This window comes from Streptomyces sp. NPDC032126 (genome assembly GCF_055580085.1).
This window is the reverse complement of record NZ_JBVIMA010000015.1, coordinates 34,313-60,869: the sequence shown is the minus strand read 5'-3', so window position 1 is coordinate 60,869 and position 26,557 is coordinate 34,313. Positions and strand designations below refer to the sequence as shown.

The 26,557-nt window shown below is 70.1% G+C and carries 20 protein-coding genes and 2 pseudogenes; 15 read left to right on the top strand and 7 right to left on the bottom strand.

Translation table 11 applies throughout. The annotated features are described in order from the left end of the window. The first annotated feature begins 135 nt into the window (after positions 1-135). Positions 136-576 carry a hypothetical protein gene (locus tag ACZ5NW_RS36145; RefSeq protein WP_468748276.1) on the top strand — a complete coding sequence of 147 codons (441 nt, stop codon included), beginning with the start codon at positions 136-138 and terminating at the stop codon, positions 574-576. 1,273 nt (positions 577-1,849) lie between these two features. Here the strand turns inward: ACZ5NW_RS36145 and ACZ5NW_RS36140 are convergent. The 3 genes from ACZ5NW_RS36140 to ACZ5NW_RS36130 are packed head-to-tail and all read right to left on the bottom strand — an operon-like array spanning position 1,850 to position 3,311. Then, positions 1,850-2,323, bottom strand: a complete 474-nt coding sequence (locus tag ACZ5NW_RS36140) for a hypothetical protein (RefSeq protein WP_468748275.1) — start codon at positions 2,321-2,323, stop codon at positions 1,850-1,852. 14 nt (positions 2,324-2,337) lie between these two features. Then, positions 2,338-2,679: a hypothetical protein gene (locus ACZ5NW_RS36135; protein ID WP_468748274.1), complete on the bottom strand. Its 342-nt coding sequence runs from the start codon at positions 2,677-2,679 to the stop codon at positions 2,338-2,340. A 32-nt stretch (positions 2,680-2,711) separates the two neighbouring features. Further along, positions 2,712-3,311: a hypothetical protein gene (locus ACZ5NW_RS36130; protein WP_468748273.1), complete on the bottom strand. Its 600-nt coding sequence runs from the start codon at positions 3,309-3,311 to the stop codon at positions 2,712-2,714. 253 nt (positions 3,312-3,564) lie between these two features. Between ACZ5NW_RS36130 and ACZ5NW_RS36125 the strand changes: the two genes are divergently transcribed. From ACZ5NW_RS36125 to ACZ5NW_RS36065, 13 genes and pseudogenes are all read left to right on the top strand, one after another. Next, positions 3,565-3,972 (top strand): Rossmann-fold NAD(P)-binding domain-containing protein, encoded by a 408-nt coding sequence (locus ACZ5NW_RS36125; RefSeq protein ID WP_468748272.1) that lies wholly within the window; start codon positions 3,565-3,567, stop codon positions 3,970-3,972. Next, positions 3,969-5,102 (top strand): phosphoenolpyruvate carboxykinase (ATP), encoded by a 1,134-nt coding sequence (locus tag ACZ5NW_RS36120; protein WP_468748271.1) that lies wholly within the window; start codon positions 3,969-3,971, stop codon positions 5,100-5,102. Before ACZ5NW_RS36125 ends, ACZ5NW_RS36120 begins: the two co-directional genes overlap by 4 nt. Before the next feature lie 115 nt (positions 5,103-5,217). Beyond that, positions 5,218-5,511 (top strand): annotated as a pseudogene (locus ACZ5NW_RS36115) (ATP-binding protein); the annotation flags it as partial. Between the two features lie 253 nt (positions 5,512-5,764). Continuing rightward, positions 5,765-7,075, top strand: coding sequence for a cellulose binding domain-containing protein (locus tag ACZ5NW_RS36110; RefSeq protein ID WP_468748270.1), 1,311 nt, complete (start codon positions 5,765-5,767; stop codon positions 7,073-7,075). 26 nt (positions 7,076-7,101) lie between these two features. Further along, positions 7,102-8,268 (top strand): cellulose-binding domain-containing protein, encoded by a 1,167-nt coding sequence (locus ACZ5NW_RS36105; RefSeq protein WP_468748269.1) that lies wholly within the window; start codon positions 7,102-7,104, stop codon positions 8,266-8,268. A 189-nt stretch (positions 8,269-8,457) separates the two neighbouring features. Continuing rightward, positions 8,458-9,954, top strand: a complete 1,497-nt coding sequence (locus tag ACZ5NW_RS36100) for a cellulase family glycosylhydrolase (protein ID WP_468748268.1) — start codon at positions 8,458-8,460, stop codon at positions 9,952-9,954. Positions 9,955-11,003: 1,049 nt separating this feature from the next. Next, positions 11,004-11,945 carry an ABC transporter ATP-binding protein gene (locus ACZ5NW_RS36095; RefSeq protein ID WP_468748267.1) on the top strand — a complete coding sequence of 314 codons (942 nt, stop codon included), beginning with the start codon at positions 11,004-11,006 and terminating at the stop codon, positions 11,943-11,945. Further along, positions 11,942-13,291 carry an ABC transporter permease gene (locus tag ACZ5NW_RS36090; RefSeq protein WP_468748266.1) on the top strand — a complete coding sequence of 450 codons (1,350 nt, stop codon included), beginning with the start codon at positions 11,942-11,944 and terminating at the stop codon, positions 13,289-13,291. Before ACZ5NW_RS36095 ends, ACZ5NW_RS36090 begins: the two co-directional genes overlap by 4 nt. Before the next feature lie 13 nt (positions 13,292-13,304). Beyond that, positions 13,305-16,061 carry an alkaline phosphatase family protein gene (locus tag ACZ5NW_RS36085; RefSeq protein ID WP_468748265.1) on the top strand — a complete coding sequence of 919 codons (2,757 nt, stop codon included), beginning with the start codon at positions 13,305-13,307 and terminating at the stop codon, positions 16,059-16,061. 108 nt (positions 16,062-16,169) lie between these two features. Continuing rightward, a complete protein-coding gene (locus ACZ5NW_RS36080) occupies positions 16,170-17,084 on the top strand; it encodes an LLM class flavin-dependent oxidoreductase (protein WP_468748264.1) in 915 nt (304 codons plus the stop codon). 69 nt (positions 17,085-17,153) lie between these two features. After that, positions 17,154-17,558: a hypothetical protein gene (locus ACZ5NW_RS36075; protein ID WP_468748263.1), complete on the top strand. Its 405-nt coding sequence runs from the start codon at positions 17,154-17,156 to the stop codon at positions 17,556-17,558. 11 nt (positions 17,559-17,569) lie between these two features. Further along, positions 17,570-17,941, top strand: a complete 372-nt coding sequence (locus ACZ5NW_RS36070; protein ID WP_468748295.1) for an FAD-binding protein — start codon at positions 17,570-17,572, stop codon at positions 17,939-17,941. A gap of 53 nt (positions 17,942-17,994) precedes the next feature. Beyond that, a complete protein-coding gene (locus tag ACZ5NW_RS36065; protein ID WP_468748262.1) occupies positions 17,995-18,168 on the top strand; it encodes a hypothetical protein in 174 nt (57 codons plus the stop codon). A gap of 144 nt (positions 18,169-18,312) precedes the next feature. Here ACZ5NW_RS36065 and ACZ5NW_RS36060 read toward each other — a convergent pair whose 3' ends face one another. Then, on the bottom strand, positions 18,313-19,356 hold the full coding sequence (locus ACZ5NW_RS36060; protein WP_468748261.1) for a sensor histidine kinase: 1,044 nt from the start codon (positions 19,354-19,356) through the stop codon (positions 18,313-18,315). Continuing rightward, positions 19,350-20,078: a response regulator transcription factor gene (locus ACZ5NW_RS36055; protein WP_468748260.1), complete on the bottom strand. Its 729-nt coding sequence runs from the start codon at positions 20,076-20,078 to the stop codon at positions 19,350-19,352. Before ACZ5NW_RS36055 ends, ACZ5NW_RS36060 begins: the two co-directional genes overlap by 7 nt. Positions 20,079-20,270: 192 nt before the next feature. Between ACZ5NW_RS36055 and ACZ5NW_RS36050 the strand changes: the two genes are divergently transcribed. Then, complete coding sequence (locus tag ACZ5NW_RS36050) at positions 20,271-22,526, top strand: MMPL family transporter (RefSeq protein ID WP_468748259.1); 2,256 nt, start codon at positions 20,271-20,273, stop codon at positions 22,524-22,526. Between the two features lie 109 nt (positions 22,527-22,635). Here ACZ5NW_RS36050 and ACZ5NW_RS36045 read toward each other — a convergent pair. Both ACZ5NW_RS36045 and ACZ5NW_RS36040 read right to left on the bottom strand, forming a co-directional pair. Then, a pseudogene (locus ACZ5NW_RS36045) lies at positions 22,636-23,327 on the bottom strand (alpha/beta hydrolase fold domain-containing protein). 287 nt (positions 23,328-23,614) lie between these two features. Next, a complete protein-coding gene (locus ACZ5NW_RS36040; RefSeq protein WP_468748258.1) occupies positions 23,615-26,263 on the bottom strand; it encodes a family 78 glycoside hydrolase catalytic domain in 2,649 nt (882 codons plus the stop codon). Positions 26,264-26,557 lie beyond the last annotated feature (294 nt).

Sequence of the window (26,557 nt, the reverse complement as noted above, 5' to 3'; positions counted from 1 at the left end):
GCGCACCAGGTCGCCATCGCCGTCTCCAACGGGTCAACACAGCAGGGCAGTGACTGGTCAGCTGAGAAACCCGCCGCCGGCCTCTGACCTTGCGCACGGGACACCCCCGTGCGCTCCCACAACAGGCAGGATCCCATGAAGCACATCAGACACATTTTCGCCGGCGCCGCCACCGCAGCGGCCCTCGCCACCACCTTCGTCGGCCTTGGCCCGTCCGCCCACGCCGCGGGCAACACCTGCGCGAGTAAGACCCTTGCATACGGCTGGTCCGTGACCGAGTGCGTCGAAACCACCGGTTACCGCGGCTACACCAACCAGACCGTCAGGGACGCCGGTGCGACCACCGACGTCCGGGTCTACGACGAGCTGTGGAGCGACTGCACCGGCGCCTGGAGCGTCGTCGCCTCCAACTACCGTGACGGCGGCATCCACGCCGTCCCTGGGCAGGGCCCCTTCCACAGCAGCGTCTCGTGGTCCTGTGGCACCCACAACGCCCACTTCCGGGCCCACGCCTACGAGACCGAGTCCGGCCGTGTCGTCGGCGACCTCTGGACGGACATCGTCAGCACCGGCTGACCCGTCCGCCGCTCTGGCCGATCCCGGGTCTTCCGCGCCCACGCCGCGCTGCTCATTGAACTCGCCCGCCTGGTCCCCGGCGTCGACATGGGCCAGCCGGCGTTCGCGGCCCACCTCGCCACCATCGAGCCCGAAGCCGCCGGCGCGCTCGCCGTCTTCCTCGCCCGTGCCCGTCCCGAGGACCGCTGACCCCGGCCATAGCCCCCTGGGACCCGTGTCACGCTGACGGAGAGTGAGCGTGACACGGGTGTCAGCCGCCCTCAAAAACTGTCACACCACCCCCGATTCGCGCCCCTTGTGTCTGTTTCGCGGGGCGCGGAGGCTGCTGAGACCCCCTCCAGGGCCGAAAATCCGGGGGTGGTGATCATGCTGTCGGGCGGGCGTGATCCGTACGGAACGTAACCGTCGCGATCCGTCCCGGGCGGGCCAGCGGGGGCGGAAGAATCCCCGGGGTGACCACCGACAGCGCCACCGCTGCGCTCGACGCACAGACCCTGCAGAGCACCGCCGCCGACCCGAGCTGCTGCACCGTGCCGTGGGGCGTGTGCCCCGAGCACGGCGGCACCCTCAAGTCCCGCGCGCGAGTCACCGAGGCTTCGACTCTAGGGGCACAGCCCCCCGTCTGCTTCAACCTCTGGCCGTACGACGCTGGACGCGGCCTGGACCGAGGCGGCCACCCACACCGTCCAGGCCGACGACGGCGACCGCTACGTGGTCTGCGACGGCCACGCTCTGACCGCCCGCGCCCAGATCACCGACGGCCAGGTCCTGCCCGCCTGAGATCCCGGGAGGCGCGAAGCACGAGTACCAGGTCGTGGCGCCGTGCACGGACCCGTCTCACCTGGGCGCAACCGCCCTGATCTACACCACCCATGCCGCCTCGATCCAAGAAGCCACGGCGACGGTCAAGAAGCTGCGCATCGACAGGCAGATCACGGAGCGCGAACCGGAGTGCACCTGTGCCGATCCCGGACTCGGAGGGAATTGCGCCGGCGAACCCTGGTGCGCCAAGGTCGAAGGAGCCGCGGTCGCGAGCCCTGTGCCCGACTGAGCTGAGCGGTCCCACAGCCGCCGTGCGGCCGATACCGTGGTGACACGCCCGTTCGCGCCCTGGCGGCCCTCGATGAGCGAACAGCCGGCCCCCGCCCCCCCGGCAGCAGCTGGAGCCCGCCGCCGACGGATTGCGCGCGTACGCGGCCCGGACCCGCGAGAGCGCCGACCAGCTCGCCGACGCAATCGGAGCAACCCGTGAGCAGTGCCCAGCCTGTTGACGTCACCGGCTGGCGCCCTCGGGCCACAGCACCCGCACCGGGACGCCGGTCCGTTCGGCGTAGGCGACCACGTCTGCGGTGCCCCCGTACCCCCGGGCCGGTTTCCCGTCCCATACCGCGACCAGCTCGTCGACCAGGCCGACGAGGATCTCGGATCCGGCCTGATGGGCTTCGGAGGTCGACTCGGTCATGCCTGTGCGGTGGATGTCGGCTGCGTGGGCGATGAGCTGGTCGTAGTCGCGGTGGTGCCAGTCGGGCAGGCTCTGGCGGTACTCGGCGGCCGGGATGACGACCACCAGGCGACCACCGTGCTTCAGCACGGTCTCGGCGAACCAGGAGTCGGGGCCGTTGGCGATGCACGAGACGCCGACCAGGTCGCTCGGGTCGTGTGCCGTGACGTACTCGGTCACCAGCGCCCGCACTTGGGCCTCGACCTGTGTGCTCAGTCCGCGGTGCCCGGTGATTCCCACCCTCATGCGATGTTCCCCTCCTACAGATAGACGGCGTGCAGGCGCTCGTCGAAGTCCCGTACCACCCTGGGCGGCGAGGCGGTGGCGAGGCTACGGCGCAGGGCGCGAGCGCGTTCCACGATCCGCCCGGACCGGTACTGCAGACCGGCCTCAAGGGCGCGGGAAGCAAGAGCGAACGCGGCCTCCACCCGCCCGCCAGCGAGGTGCCCGGCGGCGATGTCGAGCACGAGCAGCGCACGTTGTTTCGCGTGTCCACTGTTCAGGGCGTCCGCATCCTCGGCGAGTACCCAGTCGGGCAGCCCCAGGCGTGCACCGCAGGTGATGCGGCAGGCGGCCACCTTGTCGGGAGTGAAGGAGAACACCCACGGCCACGGTGGCGGTTCCTGCTCGGCGGTCAGCGCCTCGTGGCTGTCCGGGACTCGACCAGGGCCCGGTCCGCCCCGCGCCGGTCGCCGGCTACCGCGTACCCGAGGGCATCCACGGTCAGCAGCCACGCGTCGGCGACGGCCGGGCGCTGCTCGCCCAGAACCCGCCGGGCACGGCGGGCGAGATTCAGTGCCTCCACGCCGTTGCCGGCGTGTGCCTCGAACTGGGCGAGCGTGCCTATCTGGTACGCGGTCAGAAGCGTGTTCTGGGCCGTGCGCGCGGCTTTGACGGCTCCGCCGTACCAGGAGCGGGCCGACCCGTGGTCGCCCTTGTCCCACGCGAGCCAGCCCGCGAAGGAGGCGGCTTCGCTGCCCACGGCGGCCAGCCGTGCCCGGTCCGCATCGCCGGTCGCGGTGCGGGTGATGGTCTGGATGAGCCGGATATGGCCTTCCACCGCGTCGGCGAGGTCACGGGAAGGGGTGGTGCCATCGAGTCTGCGGTAGGCACTCGTGGTCAACCGGAGTGCGGCGGTCTGCCCGCCGATCGTGTCGTGCGGGTCCGGCACGGCGGCCAGGATGGGGGCTGCCATCACGGCGACCGCGCCACCAAGGACGGTGCGTCGGTGCATGGGATCGTCGTCTCTCACCTGAACCTGCGCCGTGCGCCCGTCTGCGAGACCCACCAGCGCCGGCGGGATCTGAAGATGGGCAGCCGCCGCAGCCAGGACGTCGGTGCTGTAGGAGGCTTGGCCGCGTTTCTCCAGACGGGAGACGGCCGACTGGGACATGCCCAGGGCCTGCCCCGGTGCCGCCTGCTCCGCCCGCTACCGGCTCATCCTCGCCCACCTCCTCAACGTGCCCGCGGCCGCCATACAGGGGCACGTGATCGGTGAGCACGGTGACGGGGCCGTGGTGTGCGCATCGTCGACCACCGTCAACGGCACCCCCGCCGATGTACCCCTTGCGGAGGTACGCGCGGAACTGCGTACCCGCCCCGGGCGGATCAGCGCCGGGGTCGGCTGGACCCGCTTCGGACCCGCCGGCGCCGTGGTGTCGGCCCTGCATAAGGCTCTCGGCCTGGTCGAGGGGACCGAGGAACTCACTGCCGAGCACCGCGGCGACTGGCTCGGAATTCCGTTGCGGGCCACCTCTGGTCGGCCCGTAGCGTGCTTGCCAGCCCTGAATGCGGACGAAGACGCGCAGCTGGCCGCGACCATCATCAAACTCCGAGGCGCCTACCGGGCCCTCGGCTGTCCTGCCCCATCCTCGACCCCTCTGGAGACGACGTGAGTACCCCTATCGCCACCCGGCTGCAGGCCGCGGACGCGAGCGTGACCGTGCTCAGCAACACCGCCTTCGTCACCGACTGGACCCGCCGCTACTTCGGATCATGGTGGAACGCCTTCGACGTGCCCGCGAGCAGTGTGTGCGCCGGGCCGCTGGTCACGGCCGACCTCGACGAGAGGGCGTACACGGACCTCGCCGCGCTGGTGCGCTCCTGCCCCCACAACGAGGTCACCTACGCCAAGGCCCAACTGCTGCTCGCCCAGGACAGCACAGGCACCATCACCGGTGTCTCCCCGGACGAAGGACTCGCCTACCGCTCCGAACAGCTCGGCAGCCACGTCACCCTGTCCGCCCGCACGGCGCAGCCGTTGGCGCTGGCCGCCGCACGGATCGCCCGGGAGATGATCCGCGCGTCCCTGCTGCGCGACGGCTGGACGCTCCTGCACGCCTCCGCCGTCGTCCGCGACGACCGCGCTCTGCTCGCCTTCGGCTCCAAGGGCGCGGGCAGGACCACCACGGCCCTGCTGCTGGCCCATCGCGGCGCCCAGCTCCTCGCGAACGACCGGGTGTTCGTGAAGGTTGTCGGTGACGAGCTGCGCGTGCTGCCCTGGCCGTCGGCTGCGGCCATCGGGCTGGGCCTGCTCGACGCGCTCGGGCTGTACGAAGTCGTGCGCGATCGACTCCAGGCGGGCGAGCAGCTCCACCCCACCCAGCTCAAGGACGTCACCGACGCACTTCTGGCCGGCCGCCGCGAGCCGCTGTGGGAGCCGGGCGGCAAGCGGGAGATGAAGGTGCAGGTCTTCCCCGACCAGTTCGCCACCTGGTTCGGCATGGAACTCGCGACGGGCGGACACGCGGCGGCCCTGCTGTTCCCCCGCATCGACCCCGCCTCCAGCCCGGCCGTGGTCGACGGCGACCGGGCCCTCGGTGAAGACGACTTCATGAGCGGCAGCACCGAGGACCGCTACCCCGACCACTTCGGCCTCGCGCACGGCATCAACGGCGGCGGCAGCGAACTGGCCCGCGCCACCGTCGCCGACCGGCTCGCCGCCCTCCCTCACCACCAGGTCGTGCTGAGCCACGACACCCAGGCCAACGCCGACTTCCTCGCCAAACTCGCGGCCGACCTGTGAGCTGAACCGGGCTGCGGCAACCCGCGTCGAGGTCGGCCGCAGTCCGTTGTCGGTCTGTGACGAGCTGACCGGCACCCGCCCCTTCACCACCCACCCGAGGACGAGGGGGGACGTCTTGAGCGAGCTGGTCAGCACCCGCATCAGCACCACGGCCGGCAAGCTCGGCCTGCCCCACCTGACCGAGACCATCAACGAGTACATCAGGCGGGCTGACGAAGGGAAGATGGGCTACCTCGACTTTCTCCACCTGGTGCTGTCCGAGGAACTCGCAGTCCGCGACGACCGCCGCTTCCGCCAGGGTCTGAGGCTCTCCCGGCTCCCGCACCACACGACACTCGACGAGTACGAGTACGAGTACGAGTACGACTTCGCCTTCCAGCCCGACCTCGACCCTCGCAAGGTCAAAGACTCCCGGCAGAAGCGGAACCTTTGCTGACTCCCCCCGTCCGGCCCGGGCGCGCCCCCGCCCCGCCCCGGACACGGTGAAAACTCCGACCTATGCGCGACCACTTGTCAAGGTCATGACCCTCTTCTAGAGTCCCGGATACGAGCTGTGGGAGCGCTCCCACGGCTGAAGGTGCTCCAGCGCTCGCTCCCCTCACCCCCAGAGGGGTCCCGCACGAACGACACGGTGCCCCGTCACGAAGAAGGCGGATCCCCCCATGCAGCTTCCCTCGGCCCCCCGCTCGCCCACCCGAAGGCGCATCGCCGCGTTGCTCGCGGCGCTGTGCTGCGCCGCATTGCCCGTCGTGGCCGCGGCGGCCCAGCCGCCCGCGGTGAGTGCCGCCGCCACTGAGGTCCTGGGTAACGCGACCCACTTCTCCGGGCTCGGCAGCCCCTACGGCGGCTGCGGTCTGCCGCAGCGCGAACTGGACAGCCAGGACTTCGTGGCGCTCAACGTGTTCAACACACCCGGCGACTACTCGGGCGCCTACCCCCGCCCCGTGCCGGACTCAAGCGCATCGATCAAGGGCGCCTTCGACAACGGCCGCAACTGCGGCCGCTGGGTCAAGGTCACGATCGGGGACTTCTGCACCGGAACCAACGACGGCGCGCAGGGCCAGCCCTTCTGCCGCAACGGCTCCTGGGCGGCCGACCAGTACAACGGGGCCACCCTGACCATGCTTGTCGCGGACAGCTGCGCCGATTCCAACGCCTGGTGCCGGGACGACCCCAACCACCTCGACCTGGCGACCGACTCCCTCAATCGCTTCCGGATCGGCGGCACCCCGGTGGGGACGATGTACCCGAGCCACTGGAACAACCGTCATGTCTCCTGGAGCTTCGTCCCGGCCCCGGACTACAGCGGCGACATCCGTATCGGCTTCCTCAGGGGAGCCCAGCGCTACTGGCCCGCCATCGCCGTCTCCCATTTACCCAACGGCATCCACGGCATCCAGTACCTGGCGAACGGCGCCTGGACCGACGCATCCATGAACAGCGACATGGGGCAGTCGTATGTCATCGGCGCGACGGCCTCCGGCGGAAGCGACTTCACCATTCGGATCCGCGACGCCGCCGACGCCTGGCTTGGCGGCGGCCGTACGTATTCCTTCTCGCTGCCGTCGGGCTGTGCGGGAGGCTGCTCGCAGGACTACACCGCCGTCCCGTACACCACCGATACCTCTACAGGGACACCGCCTCCCACCCCCGCGCCGAGCCCCTCCGGCGACACCGCCTGCACGGCGGCATGGAAGGTGACCGGCTCATGGCAGGGCGGGTACCAGGTCGACGTCACGGTCACCAATACCGGGTCCCGGCCGGTCACCAGCTGGTCGGTGCATCACACCCTGCCGGGCGGTGTGAGCGTGGCGAACCGCTGGAACGCGGTGGTGGATCCGTCCCGCCCCGCCATCACCGTTCACAACGCCTCCTACAACGGCTCCCTGGCGCCGGGCGCCTCGACGACCTGGGGGATGACGCTCAACGGCGACGACCGAGACCTCGGCACCCTCCTCTGCACTGCGTCCTGACTCCTGTCGAGAGAGTGATCATGGCCATGCCTTCATTACGTGTGCGCCGCCACCGCCTGCCTCTCTGGGCATGGGTGCTGACCGTGGTGGCGGTTGCCCTTCCCGTGCTGGCGACGTCGCGCGCACAGGGCGCGGCGACGGGCTGCACAGTCACGTACACCACCAACGAGTGGTCCGGCGGTTTCACCGCCCAGATCCGCGTCACGAATCTCGGCCCCGCCCTGAACGGCTGGCGGCTGGAGTGGACCTACGGCGGCGACCAGCAGGTCACGTCCGCCTGGAACGCACAGGTCACCCAGTCAGGCAGCGCGGTGACCGCTGTGAACGCCGCGCACAATGCCGTGCTTACCGCCGGCGGGACCGTCGACTTCGGCCTCCAGGGCACCTGGCGCACCGCCGACCCGGCTCCCATCGCCTTCGCCCTCAACGGCGTGCCGTGCGGCGGAACCGCGACCCCCACACCGACACCGACCCCCACACCGACACCGACCGCCACGGCGCCGGCCGAATGCGCCGGGGCGGCCATCTGCTCCGACTTCGAGGACCAGACTGGCACCGTGCCCTCGGGAGCCTGGCAGACCGCGGCACCCGACTGCCAGGGCACGGGGAGGGTCAGCGTCGACACGTCCGTCGCCTTCAGCGGCAGCAGGTCACTGCGGGTCGACGGCGGCGCCGGCTACTGCAACCACGTCTTCGCGGCCTCCACCCGCGAACTGTCCTCCGTCGGACCCGTGGTGTACGTACGCATGCGCATCCGGCACACCACCGCCCTGCCCACCAGCCACGTCACCTTCGTGTCCATGCCGGACGCCTCACAGGGCGGCAGGGCGCTGCGCGTCGGCGGGCAGAACGGCGCGTTGCAGTGGAACCGCGAGAGCGACGACGCGACGCTGCCGGAACAGAGCCCGGCGGGGGTCGCCCTCAGCACCCCGCTGCCGACCGGCCGGTGGCTGTGCCTGCGGTACCAGATCGACACCACCGCGCAGTCCATGCGCACCTGGGTCGACGACCAGGAGGTCGCCGGACTGCACGTGGACGGGGTGCCGACCCAGAACGTCGACGGGCAGTGGCTCGCCCGCAGGACCCCTCCCCGCCCCACCGCCCTGCGCCTGGGCTGGGAGAGCTACGGCACCGGCGACGACACTCTCTGGTTCGACGACGTGGCCCTGGGCTCTTCACCGATCGGCTGCTGACGTCCACGTGGAATCCGCCGGGACGGCAGGATCTGAACGCGCGGCAGCTGTCGATTCCTTGATCCGTACGGCGCGCAGCACCCCCGGTGGCCGGTCGGCCGCAGGCCCTCGGTCCGGGCCCGGCTCACCGTTTCGTCGATCAGCTGGGTATCGAGCTCATCGATCCCTTACGGCAAACGAGGAGATCAGGTGAAACGTCGTCACGCCCTATTGGCCACCGGCGCCGCCGGTGCACTGATCCTGGGTGGCCTTGCCTTCGCCACCCTGCCCGCGTCGGCAGCCGCCACCGGCTGCTCGGTCGCGTACAAGGTGCAGAGCGAATGGCCGGGAGGATTCACCGCGAACCTGGCCATCACCAATCTCGGCTCCCCTGTACGAGGGTGGACCGTGACGTTCGACTTCCCGAACTCCGACCAGAAGGTCACCAACGGCTGGAGCGCCACCTGGACACAGTCCGAAGCCCACGTGTCCGCCACCAGCCTCGACTGGAACGGGGCGCTGGACACAGGAAGTTCGGCTTCCATCGGGTTCAACGGGGCGTGGAAGGGCGCCAATCCGGAACCGGCGTCGGTCGCGCTCAACGGCGTGACCTGTACCGGCTCGGTGACCTCCCCGACCCCCAGCCCCACCCCCACTCCGACCGGCGGTCCCGGCGGTCCGGCCCCGGAGCTGAAGGTGTCCGGCAACAAGATCGTCACCGTGAGCGGCAAGCCGTACCGGCTGCTGGGCGTGGACCGCTCCAGCGGTGAATACGCCTGTGTCCAGGGCAAGGGGCTGTGGGACGGCGGCCCGGTCGACCAGGCTTCCGTCGACGCGATGAAGACCTGGAACATCCACGCGGTACGCGTGCCGTTGAACGAGGAATGCTGGCTGGGCCTCAACGGCTCGCCCGAGGGGACCACTTACCAGCAGGGCGTCAAGGACTACGTCGACCTGCTGGTGGCCAACGGCATCACCCCGATCCTCGACCTGCACTGGACGCGGGGCGCCTACACCAACGGACCGGACTGGCACTGCAAGGACGCCACCGCGACCTGCCAGAAACCCATGCCGGATGCCCCGTACGCCCCCCAGTTCTGGACCGGTGTCGCCAACGTCTTCAAGGGCAACGACGCCGTCGTCTTCGATCTGTTCAACGAGCCGTACCCGGAGATCGCCGCCGACTGGGACAAGGCCGTCGGCTGGCAGTGCTGGCGAGACGGCGGCACCTGCACGGGTCTGCCCTACGAGACGGCGGGCATGCAGGACCTGGTCGACGCGGTGCGGGCCACCGGCGCGACCAACGTCCTCATGCTGGGTGGCCTCGAGTGGGCCAACGACATGCGCGAGTGGCTGACGCACATGCCGAGCGACCCGCTGGACAACATCGCCGCGTCATGGCACTCGTACAGCTTCAACGCCTGTGCGACAGCGTCCTGCTGGGACAGCCAGGTCGCCCCGCTCGCACAACAAGTTCCGGTCGTCATCGGTGAGTTCGGCCAGGACAACTGCGGCTTCGACTACATGCAGAGGTTGGTGGACTGGGCTGACGCGCACAACATGGGGTATCTCGCGTGGACCTGGAACCCATGGGGTTGCAGCAGTGGTGGCGTGCTCATCAAGGACTGGTCGGGCACTCCGGAACCTGGCGTCGGCGAGGGTCTGAAGGCCCACCTGATCAGCCAGGACCCCTACTCGACCCAGTAACCGGGCGCCCAGCGGCCGCCCACCCGCCCACGATGCCGCCCCGGCCGGGCGCCCCGACACCACAACTCGGCCCGGGCGGCTGGCGACGACCACGAGTGTGCGGGTGGCGAGGTGCTCGACGTCGGGCGGGACATCGCGGTCAAGGTCTACGCCCCCTGTCCCCGGCCACGGGGAGGACGTGGGTCAATCCCGGGCGGCGGGGTGTCCATGCGTGCGTCGGCCCGGGTGCCGTCGGGCGGAAGACGCGCGCCAGGGTCACCAGGGCCATCGCGAGGGCAGCAGGTATCGCGTAGGCGGTGCGGAAGTGGCCCGCAGCAGCCCCCCCGGCCCCCGCTCGCGCCGGCTCCGACGAGAGCGCCGACGTAGTTGAAGACGTTGAGCAGGGCCAGCACCGTCTGAAGGTCATGGTGTTGCCAAGGCTCTTCCGGAGGTTCGCGTAGACGCCGGGGCCGTCCTTTAGGCGGGCGCGGGCGCGGATCGCCCAGGGCGAGAGGGGCCATCTCACGGGGCATGGCGCCGGCGCCTGATCCCGACCCGCCGGATCCACGCTCGGTGAATTGGCCTCCGAACCGGTGTGCCCATCCCCGTCACACCCACATCACCACGAGTTCGGCGGCCGGAGTGATCTCCGCGGGGGTCGGTCGCCAGTGTCGTACGCGGCAGGGCCGCGGCCTGCGCCGTGGGTGGCGACGACGTGGGCGGACCGGCCGGGGCGGTGCCAGACGGGGAGGCACCCGACGGGGAGGGGGGCCGTGTGGGACGTGCCGCTGCCGCAGCCCGCCGCGCCGAGAACACAGCCCGCGACACCCAGCGGTACGGCTCGGTGGGACGGTTGACCGGGCTCGTGCGTCATTTCTCCCCGTGTCCGCCCATTGGGCGCCCTACGCCCCGCTGCCGACTCCCTTGCCCGATTCTGGGCCGATGCGAGTACTTCGTACTCATGCACTTGCCCATCACTTGACGATCCGTTCCCTGGACGTTCAACCCTCATCCCTCGCCTGCGCTGTGTGGCGTCCCTAGGTTTCCTGGGGGTTTGGGAAGAGGGGACTATGGGCGCACTTCTCGCGGTCCGGGCGCGTGGGATCAACAAGTGTTTCGGTGATGTCGTGGCACTTGACGGCGTCGACCTTGATGTGACGCAGGGTCAGATTCACGGCCTGGTGGGACCCAACGGCGCCGGCAAGACGACACTGCTCGGTCTTCTGCTGGGTCTGGCCGTCGCCGACGGCGGCCGGCTGGAGATCCTCGGGACGCCGGTGGAGCGGGCGCTCGCCGTTCCCGACGGGGTCGCCGGCTTCGTGGACGGCCCCGGCCTCTACCCCTCCCTCACCGCCCGGCAGAACCTCGCCGCGCTGGCACAACTTCGGGGCCGCGACGCGCGGACGGCGGGAATCGACGAGGTGCTCGACCAGGTCGGGCTCACCGACGTCGCCGACGACAAGGCCCGCGGCTTCTCCCTCGGTATGCGGCAACGGCTCGGTCTGGCCGCCGCCCTGCTCACCAAGCCCCGGCTGCTGGTGCTCGACGAGCCCTCCAACGGCCTTGACCCGTCCGGCAAAAGACATGTGCACCGGGTTCTGACCCGGCTGGCCGCGGACGGCACCAGTGTGGTCGTCTCCAGTCACCGGATGGACGATCTCGAGGCGCTGTGCTCCGAGGTGACCATCCTCGCCACCGGTCGGGTCGTCTTCTCCGGGCCGCTGAACAAGCTGGCCACCGAGAGCCGTGAACTCGACTACCGGGTGCGCACCTCCGATCCGCGGGCCGCGCGCCGGCTGGCCGACGACACGGACGGGATCAGGGTCGTCGAGGACACCGGGATGCGGCAGGACGCCGAGGTGCTGGTGGTGCGAGCCCTGGTGCCCGCGCTCGACGAACTGGTGGCGCACCTCGTGCGGTCGGGTGTGGCGGTGCGCGAACTGGCGCCCGTCGTCTCGCCGTTGGAGGCAGCGTTCCTCGCCCTCACCGAGCCTCAGGAGGACGGCAAATGACCACGGCCATCGCCGATGACAGCGTTGCCATCGTCCGCCGGGTGCCGCTGTCGCGCGGCTACCGCTTCGAGTTGGTGAAGCTGGTCTCGCACTGGCGGATCCGTCTGCTGGTCCTGGCCTGCTGGATCGCGCCGGCGCTCTTCGTGGTCGGGGTGAGCCGGCAGAGCACCCTGCCGTCCGACACGCTGTTCGGCCGCTGGATGCATGCCACGGGGTGGGCCGGGCCGCTGGTGATGCTCGGTTTCGCGGGCACCTGGGCACTGCCGCTGCTGACGTCGGTGGTCGCCGGTGACGTGTTCGCCGCCGAGGACCGGCTGGGGACTTGGCGGCATCTGCTGGTGGCGGTCCGCTCACCCCGCCGGATCTTCGTGGCGAAGTCGCTGGCCAGCCTCACCGTCATCCTGCTGCTGGTGGCGGGGCTCGTCTGCTCCAGCGTGATCGGCGGGCTGGCGTCGGTCGGCAACCAGCCGCTGGTCGGCCTCGACGGCCATCTGCTGACACCGGGGGACGCGGCCGGCCGGGTCCTGCTGGCGTGGCTGTGCGCACTCGCCCCGACGCTGGCGCTCGCCGCGATCGGCCTGCTCGGGTCGGTGGCCCTGGGGCGCTCCCCGATGGGCCTGCTGCTGCCGCCGCTGGTCGCCCTCGGCATGCAGGTCGCGCAGATGCTGCCCCTGCCGGTCGCCGTACGCCTCGCGCTGCCGGGCTACGCCTTCCTCTCCTGGAACGGCCTGTTCACCAGCCCGGCCCAGCTCGGCCCGCTGCTGATCGGCGTCGCGGTCAGCCTGGTGTGGGCCGGACTGGCGACGGCGCTGGCCCATCTGCTGTTCCTGCGGCGGGACTTCACCAACCTGGCCTACGACGGTGCCGGCCGCCGGGCCCTCACGCTCGGGCTGCTGCCGCTGGCCGCCCTCACCGCCGTCACCGTCGCGGTGATCGCCGTGGCGACGCCCTCCATGGGCTCCGGCATCACGCAGGACAAGGTCCAGCGTTCGGTGGCCACCGTATTCGCCCACCTCTACCGGCTCCAGACCCGGCAGTTGCACCGCCCCGCCGTCGCGGAGGCGCAGCTGCGGACCACGGCGGCGTGCACCAAGAGCGACGGCCAGGGCGCTCAAGAAGGCGCGGGCAACGACTGGCGTTGCGTCGTGACCTGGCATCTGCCCGACGTCGCGGTGGCCGGTACGGCCATCTACCAGCTCGACGTCGCCTCGGACGGGCGGTTCGTGGCCGACGGCGACGGGCCGAAGGAAGTCAACGGTTACTTCCTCGTCCTTACCCCCACCGGGGACGCCCCGAACCCCCTTTGGCAGTTCGACGGCAACGTCGAGCTGCTCGACACCACCTAGAAGGGATAAGTCCATGCAGGTAACACGGCTGCGCCGGGTTGACGAGCAAGAGCAGGTCAGCCTCTTCGGCAGACGCGTCGGCCGGCGCACCCTCCTGGTGACGGCGGGTATCACCGTCGCGCTCGGCGTCACGGGGACCGCCGTCGCCTCGACGTGGCAGTTCGGCACCCAGCAGGTCGCCCAGGTCACCCGCAACGGCCAGGTCCTGCCCAACGACCAGTACATCAAGCCGTACGGCGACCGTACCGTCATCAACGACGGCAAGATCATGTCGTCCACGGTCAGCCCGGACGGCACCCACCTCGCGGCCTCGGTCGCCGACGGCGACGCCTCGCTGGTCGTCCTGGACCTCGCGACCGGGCAGGTGAAGCAGAAGGTCGGCACCAAGGCGGCGGACGACCTGCGCATCAAGACCGGTTCCGTCGGCCAGGAGGGTCCGACGTACTCGCCCGACGGCACGCAGCTGTGGCTGGGCCAGGCCGACGACTACACCAAGTTCACCGTGGGCGCGGACGGCACCCTCGCCAACCCGGTGACCGTCTCCATCCCGGCCGACGGCACCAAGCACGCACTGGTGGGCGCGGCCGTGTTCTCCGCCGACGGCTCCACCGTCTACTCCGCGGTCAACGGCCAGAACCGGGTCGTCGCCATCGACGCGGCCGGCGGAACCATCAAGCAGAGCTGGGCCGTCGGCAACGCCCCGCGCGGTCTCGCCCTGGTGGGCGGCAAGCTCTACGTCAGCAACGAGGGCGGGCGCCCGGCCAAGGCCGGCGAGACCACCATGAACTCCTACGGCACCCAGGTGCCGGCCGACCCCGACACCGGCGCCGCCACCACCGGCACCGTCAGCGTCATCGACACGTCGGACCCGTCGGCCGCCGTGAGCAGCATCGAGGTCGGTCTGCACCCGACCGCGGTGTACGCCACGAAGGGCACGGTGTTCGTCACGAACACCGCCGACAACAGCGTCTCGGTCATCGACACGGCCAAGGACAAGGTCGTCCAGACCATTGCCACCCAGCCGTGGCCGGAGGCCTCCGTCGGCTACGAGCCCAACGCCGTGACGCTCACCGACGACGGGCGCCTGCTGGTGACGCTCGGCCGCGCCAACGCCGTCGCCGTCTACCGCTACACCTCCGCGCAGCAGCCGGCCCGCTACGTCGGCCTGCTCCCCACGGACTACTTCCCCTCGGAGATCACCACCGTCGGCAAGCAGGTGATCGTCACCAACACCCGTGGCATCGACGCCCGCCGCCCCACCACCGCCAGCGGTCACAACACCCACGACACGACGTCGAGCCTGACGCAGTTCACGCTGCCCGACGACAAGACCGTCCGCTCGCAGACGGCCAACGTGTTCAAGCAGAACGGCTGGACGGCCGGTTCGGTCCTCACCGCCAACGGCAAGAGCCACGGCAAGGCGCTGCCGGTCCCGCTGCGCCTGGGCGACCCATCGACGATCAAGCACGTCTTCCTGCTGGTCAAGGAGAACCGGACCTACGACCAGGTCTTCGGCGACCTGCCGCAGGGTGACGGCAACTCCTCGCTGACGACGTTCGGCGAGAACGTGACGCCCAACCAGCACGCGCTGGCCGAGCAGTTCGGGCTCTACGACAACTTCTACGACGTCGGCACCAACTCCGCCGAGGGCCACAACTGGCTGATGCAGTCGGACAACCCGGAGTACACCGAGTCCTCCGCCGGCGAGTACACGCGCAGCTACGACACCGAGGACGACGTTCTCGGCCACCAGAAGACCGGATTCATCTGGACCGGCGCGCAGGCGGCCGGGAAGTCCGTCAAGGACTTCGGCGAGTTCCAGTCGATCGAGTCCAAGCCGACCGGCGCGACCTGGCAGAACCTGTACTGCGACAGCAAGAACATGGCCGCGACCGGGGCGCAGACCCAGTACCCCATCAAGACCGGTTCGGCGATCCCGTCGCTCAACAAGGTGGCGGTGCAGGGCTTCCCGCTGTTCGACCTCGATGTCCCGGACATCTACAAGGAACAGATCTGGAAGCAGGACTTCGAGAAGAACGGTCCGGCGAACCTGAACATGTTCTGGTTCTCCAACGACCACACCGGCGGCCCGGCGAACGCCTCCGCCGAGGTCGCCGACAACGACCTCGCGGTCGGCCGGATGGTCGACGAGATCTCGCACAGCAAGTACTGGAAGGACTCGGTGATCTTCGTCGTCGAGGACGACTCCCAGAACGGCCTCGACCACATCGACGGCCACCGTGCGCCGGTCCAGGTCATCAGCCCGTACGCCCAGCACGGCACCGTCGACCACCACTACTACTCGCAGATCACGATGGTCCGCACCATCGAGCAGATCCTCGGCATCCACCCGATGAACCAGCTCGACAGCGCGGCCACCCCGATGTACGGGGCCTTCACCCCGAAGGCGGACAACACCCCGTTCACCGCGGTGCCCAACCGGACCTCGCTGACCCTCGGCGTGAGCCCCCAGCCCACCTGTGGTCCGGACACCCCGGCGGCGCAGGACAAGCAGGCGGCCGCCGCACCGACGACCACCGCGGTGCCCCAGGCGGCACAGACCGTCGCGGCTCAGTGGAAGGCCTGGGCCTCGCACCAGCGCCTGACCGGCCCGAACGCCGTGCCGGACTACGCCAACCCCGAGCAGATGAACCGCTACACCTGGTACCAGACGCACAACTTCACCAAGCCGTACCCGGGCGACAAGAAGGTCTACGCGCCGAACGCGGTACCCGGCGCCTACCTCCCGTCGTCGGACTCCGACGGCTGACCGAGCCCCATCCAGACAGGGCCCCGCGTCACCGCCGACCGCAGGGCCCTGTCCGCGCACCTCCCGGACCAGGCTGCATCCGCCACAGTTCATCGATACGTTGGAGGCATGCGCTTTGCCATCTCCATCCCCCAGTTCTACCTGGACGGCGAGTTCGATCCGGGCGCCTTCCGCGCGTACCTCGCGCGGGCCGAGGACCTCGGGTACCACAGCGTCTGGGCACAGGAGTCACCACTCGGCACCGGGGCGATCCTGTCGCCGATGGAGGCGATGACGTACGCCGCCGCGTGCACCACCCGGCTGCGGCTGGGGACGACCGTCTTCGTGAGCACACTCCACCAGCCCGTCCACTTCGCGAAGGCGCTGGCGACCATCGACCAGATGAGCGGAGGCCGACTGGAGGTGGGGGTGGGCTCCGGTGGCCCGAACCGGCCGTTCGCCGCGTTCGGCATGGACAAGGCCCGGTACCTGGCACGGTTCACCGAGGGCATCGACCTCGTCAAGGCGCTGTGGACACGGCCGAGCGTCACCTTCGACGGCGAGTTCTGGCAGCTCGAGGACGCCGCGATGGAGCCCAAGCCGCTCCAGAAGCCGCATCCGCCGCTGTGGTTCGGTGGCTCGAGCGAGTCGGCGCTGCGGCGCGCGGTGCGGCTGGGGGACGGGTTCTTCGGCGCCGGATCGTCCACCACGGCCGCGTTCCGTGAGCAGGTCGCGTTCGTCGCCGAGGAGGCGGCCAAGGCGGGCAGGACAGACTTCCCGGTCGCCAAGCGGGTCTACATCGACATCGACGAGAACGCCGATCGGGCACGGGAGCGGACCAACGCCGGACTGGCCCGTGTCTACGGTCGCCGGATCGCCAGTATCGAGGCGGCCGCGGTCGCCGGGACCCTGGACGAGTGCGTGGCGGGCGTCCGCAAGGTGATCGACGCCGGCGCGGACCTCGTCCTGTTCACCCCGCTCGGCGACCCCGCGCCGCTCGCGGAGCGCATCGCCGCCGAGGTGATCCCCGCGCTCTCCGTTTGATGTCGCGCGCGGAAGCCGGCGCAGGCCTGGCAGCGGCTCACCGAGGACGGCACGCCGGTCGATCTCGCGTTGCTGAGCAAGCGGCCCCCAGACGCCGAGGATCCGCTGATCTCGCTGCGCGATTCCCGCACCCAACTGCTCGTGCCGAAGGCGGCACAGCTGCCCCCGAGATCGAAGAAGGGGCAGGCACGCGCGCGTTGGGCCGACGGCGCTGGGCTGAGTGGGGAGAGGCTGCTGGACCTGTTGAAGGAGCTGCGTTTTGATCTCGCACGGGACGTGACGCACCTGCAGATGCTGATGTTCGCCGCAGGGCTGCGGTTCGACGAGGCGGCGATGCATGCCGGAGCGGACTGGGCGGCGCGCCAAGTCGGCGACGGCCAGCGCCGGTTGTCCCGGCGTACGTCAGAGACGCGATCCGGTCTCTGCGCCTGGAAACCGGCTCATCACGTGCGGTGCTGTCCGTGGCCACCTTGAAGCCGGATCCGATGGCGGAGGACGCCGACTACGCGGTGGACCGGGTGGATCGCTTCGAGGGCGCCGCACTGTATGTGAAGCGGAGACTGCTGGCCCCGGCCACCTGGGCTCAGCTGCAGGCGGGCGGGCTGCGCACCGATCCCGAAGCCCGGGTGCTGCGCGAGGACGGCTCGGTGAACCGGGGCCTGTACGCGGCAGGCAACACCATGGCGTCCGTCGCGGGCCCGTACTACCCGGCGCCCCCATCGCCTCGGCGATGGTCTTCGGGCACCTCGCCGTACGCCACATCGCGGACGCGTACCCGAAAGCGAAGTGACCGCCGTGCTCTCACCGTTCGCCTTCATCTCCTTCGTACGCCTCACCGGCCCCTCCCGCTACTGTGAGTACAACGAATGGCACCAACTGGACCAGCGGCCGAGGAATCTGGCGCTGCCGGGTGCCGAGTGGGGGAGCGCTGGGCGCGGCGCGGACACCGGACCGCGCCGAGGTGACGCACACCGCCGACGAGAGGTACGTGGAGCCCTACTGCACCGCCATGTACTGGTTCCGTGAGCCCGCCGACCGCAGCGTCGCCGAATGGACCGAACTCGGCGAGCGCTCCTTCCAGTGAGCCATCACCCTGCCCGCCGTCCGACCATGTCCGCGTGGGAGTCCGTCCTGCTCTCGCGGCCAGGTGCTTCAGAGATCGCTACAGCATGGCAGGCCGTTGGAGACGAGGTGCTCCGCCCAGTCCCTCACGTCCGTTCGGGGAACCTCAAGCTGCCCTTCGGGGGAGGACCACCTCGACGCGGGTGCCGCGGCCGGGCGCGCTGTCCAGTCGTACTCGGCCGCTGTGCAGTTCCGCGATGGCGGCGACGATGGACAGTCCGAGCCCGCTGCCTCCGCTCGCGCGGCTTCGCCCCCTGTCAGCACGGTAGAAGCGGTCGAAAACGTGGGCCACCGCGTGGTCGGGAATGCCGGGTCCCTCGTCCTGGACGCGCAGGAGCACATCGCTCCCGGCCCTCACCAGATCGACGCGGCAGGGGGTGCCTGGGCCGGTGTGCATGCGGACGTTGCCGAGAAGGTTGCCGAGCAGGCCGCGCAGCTGTGCCTCGTCGCCCAGGACGGTCACGCCGGGCTCGATGTGTGAGTGCAGCGGGCGTGCCGGTTCGACGGCGGTGGCGTCGCGGCAGGAGTCGGCCACGACGCGCGAGAGGTCGACCGGTTCGAGTTCGGCGTGGTCCTGCTCGTCGAAGCGGGCCAGCATCAGCAGTGATTCGACCAGTCGTGTCATGCGGTGGATTTCGGAGAGCATGCGGGCGACGGCGTCGTCGACCGCTGCCGTGTCCGGGAGCGCGCCCTGGTGGTAGAGCTCGGCGTACCCGCGCAGCGACTGGAGCGGGGTGCGCAGTTCGTGCGAGGCATCCGCCACGAACTGGCGCATGCGGTCCTCGGACTGCTCGCGGGCCGCGAGGGAGGCCTGGATCTGCCCGAGCATCCGGTTCAGCGCGTCGGTGAGGCGGCCGACCTCGGTGGTCGGGGCGCCGTCGGCCGCGACGATCCGTCGGTCGAAGTCGCCCGTGGCGATGGCATCGGCGGTGTCCGCAGCCTGTTCCAGAGGGCGCAGTTCCCGTCGGACCACCGCGGTGCTGACCAGTGCCACTCCGGCCAAGCCGGCCAGCTCGACGATCACGATGACGGCCGGATCCCCGCTGAGGATCCACGTGAGTGCGGTTGCCGCCATCGCGCAGGCGCACAGGGCGGTGACCAGCACGCTGAGCCGTGTGCGCAGGGGGCGGCGGGTGGTCCGGCTCAGCATCGGGGCTCCCCGATCCTGTAGCCGACGCCACGCTGGGTGTGGATGAGTGGCGGGCCCAGGGCGTCCAGCTTGCGGCGCAGATAACTGATGTACGTGGCCACCACGGTGTCGTCGCCGTTGAAGTCGTACGACCAGACGTGCTCCAGCAGCTGGGCGCGCGGCACGACCCGGCCGCTGTGCAGCATGAGGTAACGCAGGAGGCGGAACTCGGTAGGGGAGAGGTCCACCGGGCTTCCGGCGCGGCGGACGGTGTGGGTGTCGGGGTCGAGTTCGAGGTCGCAGACGCGCAGGACGGGGTCCGGGCGCTCGTGGCGGCGGGTCCGGCGCAGGACGGCTCCGACGCGGGCGGCGACCTCGTCGAGACCGAAGGGCTTGGTGATGTAGTCGTCGCCGCCCTCGCTCAGGCCGCGGACCAGGTCCTTGCGGGTGTCGCGCGCGGTCAGGAAGACGACGGCGTGCGGCAGGCCGTCCGAGCGCAGCCTGCGCATCACCTCGAAACCATCGCCGTCCGGGAGCATCACGTCCAGCAGGATGAGTTCAGGAAGGAACTCGCGCGCCGCGATCAGGGCGTCCTTGGCCGTGGTGGCCGCACGCACCTCGTATCCGATGAATCGCAGAAAGCGGCCGACCGTGTCGAGGATCGCCGCTTCGTCGTCGACCACCAGCAGTCGACCGAGCGGCTTCGGTGCCGTGGCGTCGGTCCTGGCGGGCTGATCGGACATGCGGACCCTCTTCTGTTCGCTGCTTCTCGGCGACTCCATTCGATCATTGCGCGGCCACGTGGACGTGTTCCATGGGAGTTGTGTGTGAAGAGCGGCCGCCGGAGGCTCTTTCGGCGGGAAGGGCCGCACGGTGTTCCTAGCGTGGATCACGCAGGTGTCGCCTGTCCTCGCTAGGTATCCGGGAGTTTTCGCGTGTCCACGCTCTTGTACCGTCTGGGCCGTTTCGCCTACCGGCGCAAATGGTCCGTCATCGGCGTTTGGTCCGTGCTGTCGCTGGTGGCGGTCGTTGCCGCGCTGGGGCTGATGAAGCCGTTCGCCTCGGCCACGACCATTCCGGGCACCGAGGCCCAGCGCACTCTCGACGTCGTGCGAGACGAATTTCCCACCGACGACGCCCACATCACCGGGAAGATCGTCTTCCGGGCGCGGAGCGGGGCGACAGTGAGCGCCGGAGAAGCTGGAGCGGCCGTTCGCCGAAGCGTCGAAGCGGTCGCTGACGTACGAGGCGTGACGTCGGCCGCCGCTCCGTCGGCGAAGGCCGGAACCGTGTCCGCCGACGGCAGGACGGGCATCGCCGAGCTGGTCTTCTCCACCAAGAAGGGCGCAACGCTGCCGGCGACCACGAAGGCGGCCGTCGAGGAGGCCGCCGCCGACGCGCGTCGGGCGGGGCTGACCGTGGAACTCGGCGGTGACGCGTTCTCCCAGGTCAAGGTCGAGGTGCTGGGGCCCGGGGAAGCGGTCGGCGTGCTGATCGCCCTGGGCGTGCTGGTCTTCGTCTTCCGATCCCTGCGCGCCGCCGTCATCCCGGTGGCCACCGCGCTGGTCGGGGTCGCCGTAGGCGTCCTTGCCCTGCTGTCCTTGACCAGCGTTGTCACGATGGACAGCACCTCGGTCATCCTCGCCGTGATGCTCGGCCTCGCGGTCGGCATCGACTACGCCCTGTTCATCGTCTCCCGCCACCAGACCCAGGTCAGGGAGGGCATGGACCCCGAGGAGTCGGCCGGCCTCGCGAACGGCACGGCCGGCGGCGCGGTGGTGTTCGCCGGCGCCACGGTCGTGATCGCGCTGGCCGCGCTGTCCGTGGTGAACATTCCGTTCCTCACCGTTATGGGGCTGGGAGCCGCCGCGACGGTGGTGGTCTCCGTGCTGGTCGCTGTCACCCTTCTCCCAGCAGTGCTCGGTCTGATGGGTGCCCGTATCGCCACCAGCATCGTCCCGGTGCTACGCCGCTCCACGGAGCGTGCCGGTCGCCGTACCGACCGAAAGGGCGCGGGGCGGCGTTGGGCGACCCTCGTGTCACGGCGCCGCTGGACCGTGCTCGTCGTGTCCCTTCTGGGCCTGGGAATCCTTGCCGTCCCGGCGGCCGACCTGCAGCTCGGCCTCGGCGGTACCCAGGACCCCGACACCTCCGCGGCGCGCGCGCAGCGACTCGTCGACGACGGCTTCGGTCCCGGCTACAGCGCCACCCTGGTTGTTCTGGTCCAGGGCGCCACCAAGACCGTGGCCGCCACTGCCGAGGAATTCTCCTCGACGGTCCGGGGCCTGCCCGGCGTCCGCGCCGTGTCCCCGGTGGTGACCGCGGCATCCGGCGACGCCGCCCTGATCAGCGTCACGCCGTCGAGCGGGCCGGAGACGGAGGCCACCAAGGGGGTTCTCGCCGAAATCCGGCACGCGCGCGACGCTGTCGAGGAACGCACGGACACGGACATCGCGGTCACCGGCACGACCGCCGTCAACATCGACGTGGCGGACAAGCTCTCGGCGGCCCTGCCCGTCTACTGCCTGCTGGTCATGGGCCTGGCGCTACTGCTGCTGGTTATCGTCTTCCGCGCGATCGCCGTACCGGTGAAGGCCGCCGTCGGCTTCCTGCTCTCGCTGGGGGCTTCGCTCGGCGCACTGGTCGCCGTCTTTCAGTGGGGATGGCTCTCCGGGCTCCTCGGTATCAAGGACACCGGCCCGGTGCTGAGTTTCCTGCCGATGCTGCTCGTCGGCATCCTCTTCGGCCTGGCGATGGACTACGAGGTCTTCCTCGTCTCCCGGATGCGTGAGGAGCACGCCCACGGCCGGCCGCCCGCCGAGGCCATGATCCGGGGGTTCGCCCACGGTTCGAAGGTCGTCACCGCGGCCGCCCTGATCATGATCGCCGTCTTCGGGTCCTTCGTCTTCGCCGACATGCAGGTCATCAAGGGCATGGGATTCGCCCTCGGGATCGGTGTGCTCCTGGACGCTTTCGTGGTCCGTATGACGCTTGTGCCGGCGGTGATGGCGATCCTCGGCGGCAGAGCCTGGTGGCTGCCGCGCCTCCTGCAGCGGGCCCTGCCGGACGTGGACATCGAGGGGGAGAGGCTGGCCCGCCGGACGACTCACCCGGCCTCGGCGCCCGGCGCGCCGCCACGGCAGACAGATGCCGCCCGGGTCGCGGTGGGCACCGGGGGAGGCGATGCGTAGCCAGTCGAAAACCTACTGGCTTTCGGAGACCGAAGGCCGGGTCGTCGACGGGGCCACGAGCTGCTCATCGGATGTCGGGCCAGCGGGCCCTCCGACAGTAGCCAGGCTGTCAGGCCTCGTCGAGAGCCGCGGGAGCGCCGAGCAGGGCGGCCCCGTCGACGACCCGGCCTTCGGCCACGCGGTTGATGAAAGCAGCCGTGCGGGCGGTGGCTTCGGTTGCCTCGGGGAGGAAGCCTGCGGCGATCTGCCAGGCATGGGTCATCTCCGGCCATACCTCCAACTCCACGTGCACTCCCGCCCGTCCCGCTCTCGTCACCAGCTCGAGTGAGTCGTCCAGCAGCATCTCGGTGCTCGACACCTGGACGAACAGTGGCGGTAGTCCGTGCAGGTCGGCGAGGAGGGGCGAGATGAGGGGCGCGTCCGCGCGGTGGTCACCAACGTAGTCAGTGGTCATCGCGCTGTCCGCGCCTGCCAGGATGAGGTCGGTGTCGCGGCGTTCGACCCAGCTTCCGGAGCTGTAGCGCTCGATACGCAGGTCGAAGACGCCGGAGTAGAGCACGCCGGCCAGGGCCCGCGTGTCCTGCTGGGCCTTCGCGTGCAGCAGCACCGCGGCAGCGAGATTCGCGCCTGCGGACTCCCCGGCGACCACCACGCGCGGGGCGAGGGTCGCGGCGTACTCGAACGCGGCGACACAGTCTCCAGAGCTGCGGGGTAGGGGTCCTCAGGAGCGAGCCGGTACTCGGGGAGCACCACACGCGCCTGTGTGCCCAGGGCCAGATGGGCGGCGAGCGGTCGTGCCATCGCCGCCAGCCCGGTCCGGAACCCCCCGCCGTGGATGTAGAGGATCACCAGATCTTCGCGATGCTGGTCGGGGGTCATCAGGTACGACCCGTCCCGCAGGTCCGCCAGGGGTTCGTCGAGGACTCCGGGGACGGGTCGGTACATCGCGGCGATGTCGGCCTGCTGTCGCCGGTCGGCGGCCAGGTCGGCCGGTTTCGCGGCCGCGTCCGTCTGACCCGCCTTGATGATGTCTGTCATGAGGCTGAAGGCCTTGCTGGGCATCGCTCTGGTCCTCTGGGTCGGTGATCTCAGGATGTCGGGCAGGTCTCGTGGTGCTCGCCGGGGCCGACGTCGAGCACCCGTCCGTCCGGCATGGTCACTGTCGCCGTGGTGCCCGGTGGAACCGTGACGGTCAGGTGGAAGCGACCGTTCGAGATGCGCCAATGTGAGGCGATGCGACCGTACGGGGAGTCGAACTCGGCCTCCGCTGATACGAGGCCGCCCCCCGGTTCGGGCCGGACGTCGAAGTGCCGGTAGGCCGGTGAGTCCTGACGCGGCCGGACGCCGGCGACATGGCGGTGGAGGAAGGAGACGACGGCGCCCTTGCTGTAGTGGTTGAGCGACGCGTGCGGGGTGCCGTCGTCATCGACGCCGTTCCAGTCCTCCCAGATGGTGGTTGCGCCCTGGTCGACCATTGCGAGCCACGACGGGCGTGTGTCCTGGAGCAGCAATTCGTAGGCAACGTCCAGGTGACCGGTGTCGGCGAGCACCGGCAGCAGGTACGGCGTCGCGAGGAAGCCGGTTCCGAGGTGTGTGTCCGCGGCTCGGATGAGCTCCACGAGGCGCTGTGCGGTCTGGGCGCGGAGTTCCTCCGGCACCAGCCCGAAGGCGAGGGCGCGCACGTGATTGGCCTGTGTATCGACGGTCAGTGACCCGTCGGCCCGGATGAACTCGGCGCGCCACGCCTCCCGTACGCGGGCGGCGAGTTCGCCGTACTCGGCGGCCCCGTCGTCCTTGCCGAGCACCGTCGCGACGCGGCTCAGCAGGTGGGCCGACCAGTACAGGTACGCCGTGGCGACCGGACCGTGGTCCTGCAGGTAGAACGGTGTGTCGTCGGCCTGCAGGGGTTCGAGCCACTCGCCCCAGTGGAATCCGCTGTCCCACAGATAGGCCTCGTGCGGCGCGGCCACCGGCCGTATCGCAGCACGTTCGTGGAAGCGCTGCTCACGCGCGATCTTGGCGCCGTACCCGACCCAGCGAACCATTGATGCGTACTGGTCGGCCAGTACGCGCTGGTCGCCGTAGGCCAGATAAATCTCCCACGGGACGATCACCGCCGCGTCGCCCCACCCCGCCGAGCCGGAGATGTATGCATACATGTCTTCCGAACGACGTGCGTGGCCGGGCTCGGGTGCCCAGTTCGGCAGGCGTCCGTCCGGCCACTGGTCCGCGGCGAGGTCGCGGAGCCATTTGGCCGAGAAACCCGCGACGTCGTAGAGGAACGCCGCCGTCGGGACGAAGATCTGCCAGTCGCCGGTGAAGCCGGCACGCTCCCGTTGCGGGCAGTCGGTCGGCACGTCGCAGGCGTTGTCACGGAAGCTCCACACAGCGGCCTCGTGCAGCCTGTTGATGCGCTCGTCGCTGCAACGGAACCAGCCTGTGCGCCGGAGGTTGGTGTGCACGACCGCTGCGGAGACGGTGTCTTTGGACAGGCTGACCGGCAGGCCTTCCACGCGCACATAACGGAATCCGTGTGTCGTGTGCCGGGGCTCGAACACGTCCCCGGGCCGCCCCGCGGAGATCACCTCGTCCCGCTGGCCCGGATCGAGAGTGACGCCCTGGGTCTCGTCCGCCACGGCGAGGTGATCCATCGTCACGTCGCCGTCCGGCCCGAGCGCCTCACCGTGGGTCAGGGTGACCTTCGTGCCCCGGGGGCCGAGTTCGCTCAGGCGCACCCAGCCGTTGATGTTCTGGCCGAAGTCCACCACTTGGACGCCGGGCCGTGGCGACGTGACGGCCACGGGAGCCAGCGTCTCGACGCGGCGCACCGGGGGAGCGGGGCCGGTCGTGAGGCGCCCGAAGTCCGCGTAAAGGCCGTCGTCACGGACGATGGCCTTCGACCAGGCCGCATCGTCGAGACCCGGTTCGGCCCAGCCCGGGATCGCTCGCCGGAAATCGACACGCTGCCCGTCCATGAGGTCAGCGGCGACGATCTCGCCCACGGTGCTGCGCCAGTCGGCGTCCGTACCGACCGTCACCGTTCCGCCGCCGGCGACGTGGATGTCCAGCTGCGCGAGCAGTGCGGTGCGGGTGCCGTACCCGTCGGCCACCCGGTGGAACCCGAAGCGTCCCCGGAACCAGCCGTCCGACAGGACCGCGCCGATGACGTTGGGGCCCTGCCGCAGCAGTTCGGTGACGTCATGGCTCTGCACCTGGAGGTGCGTTCGGTAGGCGGTGAAGCCGGGGGTCAGCTCGTCCTCGCCGACTCGGACACCGTTGACGAACAGCTCGTAGATGCCATGGGCAGTAACGCGCACCCGAGCGTGCTCGGGTGCGCCGGGGAGCGTGAACTCGCGCCGCAGCAGATAAGCGGGGCGGTCACCCGGCTCCGCCACCGTGGCTTCGGACGGCTCGATCCACGATGCCTGCCAGCTGTCCTGTCCGAGTGCCGTCTCCCAGCGCGCGGGCTCGGACCAGTTGCTCTCGCCGAGATCGGTCCACACCTTGACCTGCCAGGTCACCCGCCGCCCGTCAGGGATCGCGGGCCCGCTGTACGGCACCAGCACGCTCTGGTCGCTCTCCACCCGCCCGGAATCCCAGACATCGGTGTGGATGCGGTACGCCACCTGGGAGCTGGCGCCGGCCGGCAGCCACCACGACAACCTCGGCGCACGGTGGCGGATGCCCTGGACGTCATCGTCAAGGTGTTCGACGCGCGGGCGGGTGGGCTGATTCACGATGAACCTTTCAACGCTGTGAGGGCTGCTCGGATCTCAAAGGCATCGACACGGGTGACAGTCCGCAGCTCTGGGGAGTTGGCGTTACCTGGGTGGGCTGGGTGTTGACGACCGCGACGGTACGTCTCGCTTCGCCAAGGCTCCTTGCGAGTCACGTCGCGCGAGCTGCCCGAATGAGCCGACACGGTCATGCGGCTCGGACCCGGTCGTCCTGCCTCCCGAGGGTGAGCCGGTCTCCGGCCGCCGCCCAAGGCAGGGGAAGGGCCGGCCTTGGGCTTTCGATTGCGATCCTGC

Coding starts and splice junctions, on each gene's coding strand:
- ACZ5NW_RS36145 (WP_468748276.1), top strand. CDS start 136: ATGAAGCACATCAGACACATTTTCGCCGGCGCCGCCACCGCAGCGGCC.
- ACZ5NW_RS36140 (WP_468748275.1), bottom strand. CDS start 2,323: ATGAGGGTGGGAATCACCGGGCACCGCGGACTGAGCACACAGGTCGAG.
- ACZ5NW_RS36130 (WP_468748273.1), bottom strand. CDS start 3,311: ATGCACCGACGCACCGTCCTTGGTGGCGCGGTCGCCGTGATGGCAGCC.
- ACZ5NW_RS36110 (WP_468748270.1), top strand. CDS start 5,765: ATGCAGCTTCCCTCGGCCCCCCGCTCGCCCACCCGAAGGCGCATCGCC.
- ACZ5NW_RS36105 (WP_468748269.1), top strand. CDS start 7,102: ATGCCTTCATTACGTGTGCGCCGCCACCGCCTGCCTCTCTGGGCATGG.
- ACZ5NW_RS36095 (WP_468748267.1), top strand. CDS start 11,004: ATGGGCGCACTTCTCGCGGTCCGGGCGCGTGGGATCAACAAGTGTTTC.
- ACZ5NW_RS36090 (WP_468748266.1), top strand. CDS start 11,942: ATGACCACGGCCATCGCCGATGACAGCGTTGCCATCGTCCGCCGGGTG.
- ACZ5NW_RS36085 (WP_468748265.1), top strand. CDS start 13,305: ATGCAGGTAACACGGCTGCGCCGGGTTGACGAGCAAGAGCAGGTCAGC.
- ACZ5NW_RS36080 (WP_468748264.1), top strand. CDS start 16,170: ATGCGCTTTGCCATCTCCATCCCCCAGTTCTACCTGGACGGCGAGTTC.
- ACZ5NW_RS36070 (WP_468748295.1), top strand. CDS start 17,570: ATGGCGGAGGACGCCGACTACGCGGTGGACCGGGTGGATCGCTTCGAG.
- ACZ5NW_RS36060 (WP_468748261.1), bottom strand. CDS start 19,356: ATGCTGAGCCGGACCACCCGCCGCCCCCTGCGCACACGGCTCAGCGTG.
- ACZ5NW_RS36055 (WP_468748260.1), bottom strand. CDS start 20,078: ATGTCCGATCAGCCCGCCAGGACCGACGCCACGGCACCGAAGCCGCTC.